This is a genomic window from Psychrobacter sp. VH5, from assembly GCF_050572635.1.
Classification (GTDB): domain Bacteria; phylum Pseudomonadota; class Gammaproteobacteria; order Pseudomonadales; family Moraxellaceae; genus Psychrobacter; species Psychrobacter celer.
In genome coordinates this window covers 227,886-240,978 of record NZ_CP192145.1, presented here as the reverse complement: position 1 = coordinate 240,978, position 13,093 = coordinate 227,886, and the positions used below count along the sequence as shown (strand labels likewise).

Below are 13,093 nucleotides of genomic sequence, written 5' to 3'. Positions count from 1 at the left end.
AATGGGGTTTTTAATAAAAATAGCAAATAGTATTTTTTATAATTTTATTTATTATTTTATTGTTTTTTATCAAAAGATAATAAGTCCTATCATACCGGCGCGTTGTCGTTATTATCCAACGTGCTCTAACTATGGCAAGCAGGCGTTGGCATGGCATGGGGGGTGGTCGGGTAGCTGGCTGCTATTAAAGCGCTTGAGTCGCTGTCACCCTTTGGGCGGACATGGCATTGATTTTGTGCCGTTACCGTTGTCTAGTTATTATTATCAATACTTATCCCCTGCTCGGCATACTGCTCAAGGTTTGTATGTATTTAGAGACACCACAAGCTATGTTTCACGTTTAAATCATCTAATGAGCGTGCTCTGAGCAAACCTGCTCTTGGACTGGCTGAGGATAACGCTTTAGTTACCCACAAGTTATCCACACTCTTGTATCATTTAGAGCGGTTTTTTAGTAAAATGATGAACATTTTATGTGATTGACTACTGATATTGCCGTTTCAAACACGGGTGAATACTGTGCGGTGGTCATGATACATGCCTGATTTTTCATTCCCTAATTTTTCAATCTAGGAAAGATTTATGCAAAAGATATTTCGGGTGATGATCATCATTGCGATGCTAATCACCGCTTATCTGCTGATTTTGGCATGGCGAGATGATTATGCCGATGCGCCAGCTGTAGATACGGTGCCAGAAACTATCACCTCAGTGGGTGCTGACATCCCGTCTACCACTGGTGCAGCAGGTGACATTCCAGTACAGACGATGCCTGTAGATGCGAGCGGCGTCACTGACGCGCCAGTGACAGACGCAGGTCTAATCACAGTCACCACAGATCGCTATGATATAAAAATCAATCCAGAAGGCGGCGATATCGTCTATGCTGCGCTCAAACAGTATGATGCAACACTCGATAGTGATAAGCCTTTTGTGTTATTAGAGAATAATAACAATCGGGTATATGTGGCGCAGTCGGGTCTGATTGGCCAAGATGGTATCGACACCGCAGAAGGTCGCGCGGTTTATAGCCACACTGCCAATAACTATGTGATGGAAGCAGGCCAGCAGACGCTATCGGTACCGCTCACCTACAAAAAAGATGGCGTAACGATCACTAAGACCTTTACCTTTACCCAAGATAAATATCCGATCGATATCAGTTATCAAATCCAAAACGCTTCTAACAATGCGTGGCAAGGGCAAATGTTTGCGCAGCTCAAGCGTGATGACAGCAAAGATCCTGGTATGTCTGATAAAGGCGCGCTCAGCATGGCGACTTATCTAGGCGGTGCTTGGGGTACGCCTGACGACCCTTATAATAAGCTAAAGTTTGGTAAGTTCAACGACGGTGAGCTGACTACTACCAGTGACAAAGGCTGGGTGGGTATCGTGCAGCATTACTTTGTTTCTGCTTGGACGCCTGGCAACTTCACGGGTAAGTTCTTTAGCCGCGAAACAGGTAACGACTACTTTATCGGCTTTAATAGCCAGCCTGTCAATGTCGCGCCAAACAAGCAAGTGACGCTCAATGCAACCTTGTACGCAGGACCAAAGGTGCAGTCTGAGCTTAAAGAAGTCGCCGTAGGGCTCAATCAAACTGTCGACTATGGTCTGTTATGGCCAATATCTAAAATTTTATTTGCGATTCTTGATGGCATTCATAAAGTCATTGGCAACTGGGGTTGGTCAATTATTGTTCTGACGATTTTGGTGAAGATCGCTCTTATGTGGTTTTCGAATAAAAGTTACTATTCGATGGCGAAGATGCGTGCTATCGCCCCAAGACTGCAGGCACTAAAAGAAGAGTACGGCGACGATCGCATGAAAATGTCGCAAGAGATGATGGCAATATATAAAGAAGAAAAAGTCAATCCGATGGCGGGTTGTTTGCCTATCTTGCTGCAAATGCCAATTTTCTTAGCCTTGTACTGGGTATTGGTTGAGAGTGTGGAGCTGCGTCACGCGCCTTGGATTTTGTGGATCCAAGATCTCTCGGCGATGGATCCTTGGTTTATCTTACCATTGCTGATGGGTGCATCGATGTTTGTACAGCAACAGCTAAACCCGCAGCCAGCTGATCCGATGCAAGCGAAGGTAATGAAGTTTTTACCAATTATATTTACCGCCTTTATGCTGTTCTTCCCAGCAGGTTTGGTGCTTTATTGGACGGTGAACAACTTGTTTAGTATGACGCAGCAATATATCGTCAACAGAAAAGTTGAAGAAGAACAAAAACGTCGTACCGCTAAGGTACTCGATTAAATCACTTCACATTTTTAGTTATCATTAAAAACCACCGCAGCGGCGGTGGTTTTTTTATTTGTTAGTATTTTACAATCACTTTGTCATACACCGGTAAACGCAAGATTTGCTATATTAAGTTTGGCTTTGTCAGTCGCTCTTTAGCCGTCTATAATGGGACTTTTAACTAATGAGAATGATTGTGGATTCTTTTGAGCTGGCGCAAGCCGTACCTGCTACATCTAATACGCCTCATCCATCAGGATTGGCTACGATTGCCGCCATTGCGACGCCGCTTGGGCGCGGCGGTGTCGGCGTGATACGGCTATCAGGTGCGCGTGCCTATGATATTGCGTGTCAGCTGACGGGCAAGACAGCATTTACACCGCGCATGGCCAGTTTTTGCCGATTTTATCAAGCGGATGGTACCATCGTTGATGAAGGCTTGGTGCTGTACTTCAAAGGCCCGCACTCGTTTACAGGTGAAGATGTGATCGAGCTGCAAGGGCATGGTGGCATGATTTTGCAAAACCAGCTGCTCGCCCGCGTATTTGAGTTGGGTGCCAAGCAAGCGGGTGCAGGGGAGTTCTCTTATCGTGCTTTTGATAATGATAAATTGGATCTGGTGCAAGCAGAAGCAATCGCTGACGCCATTGATGCAACCAGTGCCGCTGCTGCCAGTAGTGCCATCCGCTCGCTCAGCGGGGAGTTTTCGCAAAAGATCAATCAGCTATTAGAGCAACTTATTCATTTGCGTTTGCACGTCGAGGCTGCTATCGACTTCCCTGATGAAGAGGACGTTGATTTTTTATCGGATGGCGTGATTCAAGACAAGCTTGAGCAAACGCAAGATAAAATCCAGCAAGTGCTGGCAACAGCGAAACAAGGCCAGCTGTTACGCGATGGGATTCATGTGGTGTTGGCAGGGCGGCCTAATGCGGGCAAATCAAGCTTGCTTAATCGTCTGGCAGGGCAAGAGCGAGCCATCGTGACCAATGTGGCAGGCACCACGCGAGATACGCTACAAGAGACCGTCGTCCTCAACGGCCTGACCCTTCATCTCACCGACACTGCAGGTCTGCGCGATACCGACGACACTGTCGAGCGCATCGGAATTGAGCGCGCGCGTACCGCAATCACACAAGCCGATATGCTACTGATGGTCTACGATGTCAGCCGCGACCTTGCAGAAGACAGCACACCGCTACAGCTGGCAGAGCAGCTATTTGGTAAGCTTCCAGAAGCCAAAAAACTACTGATTATCGCCAATAAAAGTGACTTACTCACTAATGCCCACGATAAAGCGCAAATGGCGAGCTCACAAAACGAAATCACTCAGCGTGGCTATGAGCAAGTCAATGTTTCATGTGAAACAGGCGCTGGTATCAAGACATTGATCGAGACATTGTGTGCTAAGGTTGGTTTTCATCCACCAGAGAATAGCCTCATCGCCCGTACGCGTCATATAGATGCGCTTAGACGGACAGCTGGGCACTTAACAGAAGCGCATGAGCAGCTGACGGTCTTTCAAGCCGGGGAGCTGGTGGCTGAGAGCCTGCGTCAAGCACAACTAAGCCTCGGTGAGATCACCGGAGAGTTTAGTGCTGATGACTTACTAGGTAAGATATTTGGTAGTTTTTGTATTGGCAAATAATGCTACTGATTGGCTATTTAAGTTCGCGTATCAACTTTTAAAAGTACGTCAGCTATCAAACTCAGCCTCATAAATGACGCTATGTATTCTTAATATCAAAATAAGGAAACGCTATGCACTGCCCTTACTGTAACGCGTCAGATACCAAAGTGATTGACTCGCGTCTGGCGGCAGAGGGTGCGCAGGTGCGTCGCCGCCGCTCGTGCAATAGCTGCCAAGAGCGCTTTACCACCTTTGAGATGGTGGAGGTTGTGATGCCGCGTATCATCAAATCTAGCGGCAAGATTGAGCCCTATGACAACGAAAAGCTGCGCCGCTCTATTTTATTGCCGCTACAAAAGCGCCCCATCACCATTGATGAACAAGAGGCAATGATTAGCCGAATAGAAAAGCGCGTCAGGCAAATGGGGGAGCGCGAGATTAGTAGTAAGGTACTGGGCGAGATCATCATGAGTGAGCTAAAGACACTGGACGATGTCGCTTATGTACGCTTTGCCAGTGTCTATCGCGATTTTCAGGATATCGATGCGTTTCATCAAGAGCTTGCCAATATTCGCCCCAATGAAAAATAGTCTCTGTCAGTGCCATGGTTGAATGTTCAACACACCCTACATATTCTTTATAAATGAAGCCAATTCTTATGTCGAATTCTAACCATGCGCAAGCTACACAAGACCGCTATTTTATGATGCTGGCGATTGAGCAAGCCAAGCAAGGATTATATACCACAAGACCCAATCCGGCGGTAGGCTGCGTGGTTGTTCAGGCAGGAATGGTGGTCGGGCAAGGGTTTCATCCTAAGGCAGGCCAGCCTCATGCAGAGGTGTTTGCCCTCAAAGATGCTGGTGCGCAAGCGGTTGGTGCCACCGCCTATGTGACTTTAGAGCCTTGTAGCCATACAGGACGTACGCCGCCTTGTGCTTTAGGTCTGATAAAAGCAGGCGTACAGCGGGTGGTGATAGCTGGTCTCGACCCCAATCCGCAAGTAGCGGGGCGCGGCGTACAGCTGTTAGAGCAGGCTGGCATTGCAGTCACTGTTGGCGTATTGACAGAGCAAGCAGAAGCATTAAACCATGGGTTTTTAAAGGCGATGCGCACCCAGATGCCCTACGTTCGGCTTAAGATTGCCACCAGTCTCGATGGCCGTACTGCGATGGCGACAGGCGAGTCAAAATGGATTACCTCGGTAGCGGCTCGTGAGGACGTACAAAAGCTTCGCGCCCTAAGTGGCGCCATTATCACTGGCAGTGAGACCATCGTTACTGATGATCCACAGCTCAACGTGCGCTCTACTCAGTTGGGCGTGCCGGCTGAGCAAGTTCCGGCTCCTAAGGTGGTCGTACTCGATAGGCGTCAGCGCTTAGCGCACAACGCGCAATCAGAATACCAACTATGCCGCCGCGCAGATACGCTGTATTGGCATAAGGAAGATTTAGCCGAGCTGTTAAGGCATCTGGTCAGTGAACATCAATGCTATGATGTATTGGTAGAGGCAGGTGCTAGAGTCGCAGGTAGTTTTTTATGCCAACAGCTGGTAGACGAGCTGATTGTTTATCAAGCGCCTTGTCTGTTGGGTGCAGCGGCGCGGCCGATGGTGAATTTTCATCCGCTGTCTTTATCTGAACAATTACGTTTTAAAATGAGCGGCCATGAGCAACTCGGTCCTGATCTTAAGCTGACGTTGTATCCTTTGTAGACCATAAGTTATAAACACCTTATCTACAAGCCTTGAATACTAAGGTCAAGATACCTGCCTTATAGATAAAGGGTCAAATAGTTATCTAGATAGTGGCATTGCCTGAAGGGCGCACCTGTTTCACATGAAACTGTGTATAACTCTGTTTCATGTGAAACTAAAAAGGTCCTGATTTACTGTTTGTTTTATAAATAATTTATAAAAATCATATGCTTACGTTGATGTTATGCTGTTGATAGTGTAATAGTAAAAATGCAAAGGTTTGTGGATAACTCTGTATAAAATAAGGATTTATCGCAGACGGGCTTGATTTATTGTTACTTATCCACAACTTATCCCCTTACACGCTTAAAAGACAGTGCTTTTAGGAAATATTTAGATAAAAGCAATGCTCGTTCATTGTCTATTGATAAGTAGTCATCATTTAGCATTTATTATCTATTGGATACCATTGTAATAATCGTCACTATTACTAAACGCTTATAACAGCAAAAAATTAGGATACGAGGTCTCTATGTTTACTGGAATTATAGAAAGTGTTGGAAAAGTCACGTCCATGCAGCCTACCGGCGGTGACATACGCTTGACGATAGAGTCAAGCGAGCTAGACTTTAGTGATGTCAAATTGGGCGATTCTATTGCCTCAAATGGTATCTGCCTCACTGTGGTAGAGATTGGCGATAAATCTTACTCTGTCGATGTTTCACGTGAAACGATTGCTCGTACTGCATTGGAAACCTTAAAGCCTGGGGATATCGTCAATTTGGAAAAAGCGATGCTACCCACCACGCGCTTTGGTGGTCATATCGTCGCAGGTCATGTCGATGGGGTCGGCCGCGTTAGTAAACTGCAACAAGACGCGCGCTCTATCTATATCGAGATTGAGATCTCAAAAGAGCTGGCGCATTATACCGCGACCAAAGGCTCTATCACTGTCGATGGCATCAGTCTAACCACCAACCTAGTACGTGACAATGTGGTTTGTCTCAATATCATTCCGCATACGGCGCAAGTGACCAATATCGCCAAACACTGGCTGGTCGGCAGTAAGGTAAATATTGAGGTAGATATCGTCGCCCGCTATTTGGAACGTCTGTTAAATAAGTCGCAAGCTGGTGACATAAACGCACCAAGTCCGCAAAGCCAAATCACCGAAGCATTCTTAGCCGATAATGGTTTTATGAAGTAGTGATAAGCTAAAGCGTAGGTATCGTCGATTCTAAATAAAAGAGTCAGGCATTGATTAACCAGCAAGGCTGATAAACGTTTTTTGGCGTGCTGTGCCGTTGCTGACAGAGGCTGCAAAAACTTTTATTAGCCTTGCTTTTACTATACGATGCGCACAAAGGCCAGTCAGGTAGCGGGTTAATATTTTGATATTAACCCGCTATTTTTTTTGGATATAGATACAGATATAGATATATAGTCAGTTGAAAATAAAACTGTTATATAAATTTAAACGCGCTACTGGTACAAATTTTACTTGCGTGCTGCGTTCCCAGAGGCTGCGCAAAATTCATCCCAGTAGCGCTATGCGCTTTTTAGAGTGCATCGACTATAGTAAGCGGGATTTTAGTGTTTTATCAGATTTTTTAGCACAGCCTCGAGCTTTTTCTTATTGATAGGTTTGGATAAAAACTCGTCCATACCCACTTGTATACAAGCATCGCGATCCTCGTCTGAGCTGTTCGCGGTTAGGGCGACGATTGCAATATCATCCCCTTGCGCGCGAATCGCTTGCGTGGCTTGTAGTCCGTCCATAACTGGCATACGGCAATCCATCAAAATAAGCGAGATATCCTCCCGCTGCGCCTTTAGCTGCTCAAGTGCTTGTTGGCCGTCTTCTGCTACGATACTGCGATAACCCAGTTTACTTAAGATTTTACAGGCAATTTCTTGATTGGTTGGGCTGTCTTCTACCACCAGTATCAGTGGCTCTACGTCATCCTTGTGTAGGGGAGTGGCCACCGTCATGTTGTTTTTTGGCGTTTGGGTGGTCAAGGTTTGCCGAACAGGTAGTGTCAGTCGTGTCAGCTCAGAGAGCAGGAGGGCACTATCTAGGGGTTTTAATAAAAAACCATCGCATTGATCCAGCAGGGCAGAAGGAATACGGCGCTCAGGCTTCATGCTACACAAAATCTTAGGTAGTGATTTTTTAGACAATAAATCATGTAGTGCTTGGCGTCTATCGTTGCTGGCCAGTATCAGGCGTTCTTTGGTTGCCTGTGTCTTTGATGCAGGGCTCTTTAGTGCGGTCTTTGATTCGTTGATAGAGGTCTCAGCGGACAGTTTGTCGCTTTGCTCTGCCACTGGGTCAGAGAGGTTTATGGCGGTGTGGTCAGTGTAGTATTCATAATCCAATAACAAGATGGGCGCTAGGCTCTGGGCGTCTTTGCCAAGCCGCTCGGCCAAGTGCTCGATGGTGGCACTATCAACATCGGTATAGATCGTCGCTGGAATCGATAAACAGTGGCACAAGCGGCGCAAGTAATCGGCCAGCAAGGTCTGATTGACCACGGCGATAAGATGAATATGCTGTAAGTGCTGGTGTGGGTGATAAATCGGCTGATAACTTGGCTGCCGACAAGGCAGATAGAGGTTAAAGGTGCTGCCTTTATTGACCGCGCTTTTTAGCTCAATAAAACCGCCAAGCAAACGGGCAAAACTATTGACGTTATTTAAGCCCAAACCCGCTTCGATACCATGGTAATAAGTGAGGTTGTTGTATTGCTGAAAGGACGGGCTTTGTTTATTAAAATAACTCAATAACTGATGCTGTTTGGCGATATCGATACCTGTGCCTGAGTCTTTGATACTAAAACGTACCCAGTAGTGCGTCTGCTGCGCTTTTACCTGTTCATTGATCGGTAGTAGGCTGCCTTTATTGATTTGAGATACTTGCTCAGGACTGATAGCATCGATCGCCAAGGCGACGTAGCCTGAGGGAGTAAACTTGATCGCATTATGAAGTAGATTTAAGAGTATCTGGCGCAGGCGTGTATGATCTGTATCGATCACACGAGGACACTCTGGATCAAAGAAATAAATAAACTCTAGCCCCTGCTGGCGCGCATGATCTACGGCCGCGTCACCCACTTCTTGTCCAAGCTTATAAATATCGACAGGCGCTATGCTCAGGCGGGTTTTTCGAACCTCTATATCGCCAATATCTAGCATGTCGTTGAGCGTGGTGAGCATATAGTGACTGGTTTTTATCAGTGTCTCAAGCGTGTGGTTTTGCTTATCGGTCAAGGTGCTAGGGTCGATAGGCTCGAGTGTGTCTATCAACGACTCCAGCGGTAGGCGCAGTTTACGCCCCATGATGGAGCGCAGCTCGCTAAACTCATCGATTTTTTGTTGTAATTGCTGGTTTTTTAGCCGTAGCTGCTCTGTTTGGCTGGCCAGCTCATTGATATTATTGATAAAAACGGTAAAGCCATGCACCTGTCCGTGCTCACCAAACCATGGCGTCACATGCAGCTGATAGGTTTGTTGGTCTTTTATTCCTAGCACCGTTAGCGTACGCGTGACGCGCAGATTAACCAGCCTTTGTAGTAGTTGTTGGGTGGGGTCGTCTTTGCCAGCGACAAAGTCTGTCAGCTGCTCGCTGCCACTGCTGTGCGTAGGTCTGATAAAGACTTGTTCAAAACGCTGGTTAAAAAAACTGATTTGACCGTGGCGCATGATCATTGCCATCGGTAATGGTGCTTGCTCAATCAGGCGCTCAAGACGGTGCTTGAGGGTTTTGATGCGGCGATAGTCGTTGTGTAGCTGATAATTGATACGGCCGAGCGCATGACCTAAGCGTAAAAACTCCCCAGTCGATTGGCTTTCTAAAAATGGCGGCGGGGTATAGGCTTCTTTTGCATTGTCACTCAAATTATCCGTATAACGTAATAGCTGCTCCCAGTTGGTGCGGCGCTTGAGCATGTATAGCAGTGCAGTGATAAATAACGCAATGGCTGCCATCAGTGGCAACCAGTATTTATAAGAGGTCCAGTCGATATCAAGCGGCTTATGACGCAATATCATATATATCCGTTGGCCACTATCTAGCTCAATGGTGCCCGCCAGATTGCGCGCATTGAGCGTATAAGCGCCATTATTCTGAGCAGAGGCTCTGACAGTCGGGAACGTCACTGTCGAAAACGCAGGCTCGTTCGGACGGGTATCACGATGAATGTATGTCTGTCCGGAGGGCAGCATAAAGATAAGCTGATAGCTGATGCCGTTAAGTGCCGGATGCGCCAAAACTCCCTTTAGCTCATCGTTTCGTAGCACAGCATGCTCAGTGAGCTCGTGTTGTAAGGTAAAAAAAGTATCGACGCTGTGCTGCTGTTGATACTGCCTCATACCATCAAAAAACATAACATAATACAGTACTAGCATCACCAGCAACGTTAGGACATAAAATAACAATAAGCGCTGTAAGGACTGAAACTGTTGCATGAAAGCGAGGTCCTATATCGTCACTTAGCAGGATAAATGTGGCATGAAAACTACCATGATAAAGCAGTCAATGTCTTTAATATAACCAATGACGGTTATCTATAGCAAAACAATCGCTGTTTTATTGTCTATAGCGCCTATTATAAAGCGAAAAGACCTCGTAAGTAACGCTGAGTAGGCGAGGTTACAATCATGGCACAATACGCCAAACTCACCTATAATGAAGCACCGAACCCTATATAATGCATGATTATGACGACAATTGCTCCTGCTTCTAAGTTATCCTCCTCATCTAGCCTTGCCGACACGACTTCTAGCACGCCATTACGTGTGGTGTTTGCTGGGACGCCTGAGTTTGCGGCAGTCAGCCTCGAGTCGCTCATTGCCCAGCAACAAGCACTCAACATAGAGATTGTGGCGGTTTATACCCAGCCTGATCGCAAAGCGGGCCGCGGGCAAAAAATGGCCGCCTCAGCAGTCAAGCAAGTGGCGCTCGCCCATGATATCGTGGTAGAGCAGCCACCGACCTTTAAAAAATCGAGCACCGAAGGCATGGCAGCCCGCCAGACGCTGCGTAGCTATCAGCCCGATGTGATGATTGTCGCCGCTTATGGGCTGATACTACCTGCGGGCGTACTGACGATACCCACTTACGGCTGTCTTAATATTCATGCTTCACTACTGCCGCGCTGGCGTGGTGCAGCTCCCATCCATCGTGCGCTCTTGGCAGGCGATAGTGAGACTGGCATTACCATTATGCAGATGGATCAGGGACTAGACACCGGTGATATGCTCTACAAAGTCAGTGCGCCTATCACTGCTGATGACACGGCAGCCAGCCTACACGACAAAATGGCAACATTGGGTGCGGACGCCATCGGTACTGTGTTAAAGGATTTGGCGCATTACCAAGCCCAAGCCGCCGCGCAAGATGACAGTCAAGCCAATTACGCCGAAAAGCTTGTCAAAACCGAAGGCGAGATTGACTGGGCACAATCGGCGACGATGATTGAGCGTCAAATTCGTGGTCTGACACCGTGGCCAGGCGCTTATACTTTTTTCAATGGTCAGCGTGTGAAGATTTTGGCCAGCCTACCTGTCAACCCCTCGCAGCAAACCGAACTGCCCGCTGGTACCATCATGAGTGTTGGACGCAAAGCGATATTGGTCGCTTGTGGCAAAGACGATAGCTTGGCGGCCGGTCATACTGAGCAGGCGAGTGGGACATTGGCCATTACTCATCTGCAGTTTGCAGGTGGCAAGCCGATGACAGCAGAGCAAGTCTGCCATGGCAACCAATTAAATGATGGCGACCAGTTCACCAAAGAATCAAACTAATTCAATCAAGCTTAATGTACTTTAGTTATAAGTTATCTAACCTTTATCAGACGCTATCGCGCATACGTCAAGGAACAGCAACTCAATGAGACATCCCAGCCCCGCGTCTAAAAACCATAAACCCTCAAGCAATCTGATTATGAATGGCAGTGTCCGCGTACGAGTCATACGTACCTTGTTGGCCATTCAAAATGGGCAGTCGTTGGCAAGCGTTCTTGACCCTTTGCTCAACAGCTTGCACGATGGTGATAAAGGGTTTGCCCATGCGCTACTTTTGACCACCTTACGCCAGTGGCATGCACTGGCGCGGCTGCTGGATAGTTTGGCGGACAACCCCATCGATGAAGTCGAGGTTCGTACCACCATTCAGGTCGGTCTGGTGCAGCTACTATATCTAGAAGTCGCTGACCACGCCGCGATACACGAAACGGTGGAGGCGGCAAAAGAGGTCGGCTTTGCTCATGCGACTGGTCTTATCAATGCCATCCTGCGCAAGGTCGCCAAAAACCCCAATAAGTTTCGCAAAAAATGCAATAAAAACCACAGCCTACCGAACTGGCTTGCTTATCAGCTCAAGCAAGACTGGAGCGATCAGTATGATGCGCTGACACAAGGCCTGCGGCAGTCAGCCCCGATGTTTTTACGAGTAAACGCGGCGGCCACCTCAGTTACAGAGTATCAAGAAGTGCTAGACGGGGCAGAGATTGAGACAGAGCTGACTGAGATGACCACGGGTTTTTGTCTACCCAGTGCCTCTAACGCTGCGCCCGTTACCCTAGCGACTACAGGTCTGCGGCTACGCCAAAGCACTGCTGTCAGCGCCTTGCCTGACTTCGCTGACGGCATCGTGAGTGTGCAGGACATGCACGCGCAGCTTGCGGCACCGATTATCCATCGTGCTTTGATGAGTAAGGTGAGCGCTGATAAGTCTCAGGCGGGCTTGGATAATAATGAGCTGCATATCTTAGATGCTTGCGCGGCACCTGGGGGCAAACTGGCGCATTGGCTAGAATTATTAAGATCTGAAGATGCGTCAGTCTTGTTTCACGTGAAACAAGACGATACAGCGGCGACATCAGTGCCTACGGGCATTAAGCTCACCGCTATCGATAACGAAGCATCGCGCATCGAGCGTATTTATGACAACCTAAAGCGCCTTAACTTTACCCAGACAGACTTGGCACAAAGTAGCAGTGGTATCGCCCTAGATATCGTCTGCGCCGATGCAACCCGCTGGCGCAGCACTGGTGCGTCTAAAAAGCAAGATTCTGCTAAAAACAGCGGCGTATTTGATGCTATATTACTGGATTCGCCTTGTACGGCGACCGGCGTGATTCGTCGCCATCCAGATATCAGCCTCTTGCGTACCGAAAAGGACGTCGAGCAGACCGTATCATTGCAAGCAGAAATATTGCAAAACCTATGGCCACAGCTCAAAGTCGGCGGTTACTTGTTATATGTGACTTGCTCTATTTTAAAGCAAGAAAACGTCCTGCAAATGCAAGACTTTGTCAGTCGTCATGACGATGCGGCGGCGGTTGCGTTTACCGAGGCGTGTAGTTGGGGTATCGAACAAGCGATCGGGCGTCAATGCTTGCCGATAGATCGCGATGGTGGCGATGGTTTTTATTATGCGCTGCTACAGAAGACAATGGCATAAAACTGCTGAATAAACCGTTTTAAATATTGAAAAAAATCATTGTAGACAGGAC

Annotated in this window: 9 protein-coding genes; 8 read left to right on the top strand and 1 reads right to left on the bottom strand. The window is 47.4% G+C overall.

Translation table 11 applies throughout. The annotated features are described in order from the left end of the window. The first annotated feature begins 1 nt into the window (after window position 1). The 6 genes from yidD to ACNFVB_RS01015 all read left to right on the top strand — a co-directional run bounded on the left by yidD (window position 2) and on the right by ACNFVB_RS01015 (window position 6,783). Window positions 2-367: a membrane protein insertion efficiency factor YidD gene (yidD, locus tag ACNFVB_RS01040; RefSeq protein ID WP_288996395.1), complete on the top strand. Its 366-nt coding sequence runs from the start codon at window positions 2-4 to the stop codon at window positions 365-367. 215 nt (window positions 368-582) lie between these two features. Next, window positions 583-2,265, top strand: coding sequence for a membrane protein insertase YidC (gene yidC / locus ACNFVB_RS01035; protein ID WP_288996393.1), 1,683 nt, complete (start codon window positions 583-585; stop codon window positions 2,263-2,265). Window positions 2,266-2,440: 175 nt separating this feature from the next. Then, window positions 2,441-3,898 (top strand): tRNA uridine-5-carboxymethylaminomethyl(34) synthesis GTPase MnmE, encoded by a 1,458-nt coding sequence (mnmE, locus tag ACNFVB_RS01030; protein WP_430738448.1) that lies wholly within the window; start codon window positions 2,441-2,443, stop codon window positions 3,896-3,898. A gap of 113 nt (window positions 3,899-4,011) precedes the next feature. After that, window positions 4,012-4,470, top strand: a complete 459-nt coding sequence (gene nrdR, locus ACNFVB_RS01025; RefSeq protein WP_288996390.1) for a transcriptional regulator NrdR — start codon at window positions 4,012-4,014, stop codon at window positions 4,468-4,470. Between the two features lie 68 nt (window positions 4,471-4,538). After that, the gene (gene ribD / locus ACNFVB_RS01020; RefSeq protein ID WP_430737789.1) at window positions 4,539-5,594 is read left to right on the top strand and encodes a bifunctional diaminohydroxyphosphoribosylaminopyrimidine deaminase/5-amino-6-(5-phosphoribosylamino)uracil reductase RibD; all 1,056 of its coding nucleotides are present in this window, start codon (window positions 4,539-4,541) and stop codon (window positions 5,592-5,594) included. A gap of 514 nt (window positions 5,595-6,108) precedes the next feature. After that, window positions 6,109-6,783, top strand: coding sequence for a riboflavin synthase (locus ACNFVB_RS01015; RefSeq protein ID WP_430737788.1), 675 nt, complete (start codon window positions 6,109-6,111; stop codon window positions 6,781-6,783). 383 nt (window positions 6,784-7,166) lie between these two features. On the opposite strand, the gene ACNFVB_RS01010 is transcribed toward ACNFVB_RS01015, so the two are convergent. Further along, window positions 7,167-10,043, bottom strand: a complete 2,877-nt coding sequence (locus ACNFVB_RS01010; protein ID WP_430737787.1) for a response regulator — start codon at window positions 10,041-10,043, stop codon at window positions 7,167-7,169. A gap of 252 nt (window positions 10,044-10,295) precedes the next feature. On the opposite strand from ACNFVB_RS01010, the gene fmt reads away from it, so the two are divergent. Both fmt and ACNFVB_RS01000 read left to right on the top strand, forming a co-directional pair. Beyond that, window positions 10,296-11,381, top strand: coding sequence for a methionyl-tRNA formyltransferase (gene fmt, locus ACNFVB_RS01005; RefSeq protein WP_430737786.1), 1,086 nt, complete (start codon window positions 10,296-10,298; stop codon window positions 11,379-11,381). A gap of 85 nt (window positions 11,382-11,466) precedes the next feature. After that, window positions 11,467-13,041, top strand: a complete 1,575-nt coding sequence (locus ACNFVB_RS01000) for a transcription antitermination factor NusB (protein WP_430737785.1) — start codon at window positions 11,467-11,469, stop codon at window positions 13,039-13,041. Window positions 13,042-13,093 lie beyond the last annotated feature (52 nt).

What these genes read in the sequence shown, in the direction of transcription:
- yidD (WP_288996395.1), top strand. Translation starts at nt 2, where the DNA reads ATGGGGTTTTTAATAAAAATAGCAAATAGTATTTTTTATAATTTTATT.
- yidC (WP_288996393.1), top strand. Translation starts at nt 583, where the DNA reads ATGCAAAAGATATTTCGGGTGATGATCATCATTGCGATGCTAATCACC.
- mnmE (WP_430738448.1), top strand. Translation starts at nt 2,441, where the DNA reads ATGATTGTGGATTCTTTTGAGCTGGCGCAAGCCGTACCTGCTACATCT.
- nrdR (WP_288996390.1), top strand. Translation starts at nt 4,012, where the DNA reads ATGCACTGCCCTTACTGTAACGCGTCAGATACCAAAGTGATTGACTCG.
- ribD (WP_430737789.1), top strand. Translation starts at nt 4,539, where the DNA reads ATGTCGAATTCTAACCATGCGCAAGCTACACAAGACCGCTATTTTATG.
- ACNFVB_RS01015 (WP_430737788.1), top strand. Translation starts at nt 6,109, where the DNA reads ATGTTTACTGGAATTATAGAAAGTGTTGGAAAAGTCACGTCCATGCAG.
- ACNFVB_RS01010 (WP_430737787.1), bottom strand. Translation starts at nt 10,043, where the DNA reads ATGCAACAGTTTCAGTCCTTACAGCGCTTATTGTTATTTTATGTCCTA.
- fmt (WP_430737786.1), top strand. Translation starts at nt 10,296, where the DNA reads ATGACGACAATTGCTCCTGCTTCTAAGTTATCCTCCTCATCTAGCCTT.
- ACNFVB_RS01000 (WP_430737785.1), top strand. Translation starts at nt 11,467, where the DNA reads ATGAGACATCCCAGCCCCGCGTCTAAAAACCATAAACCCTCAAGCAAT.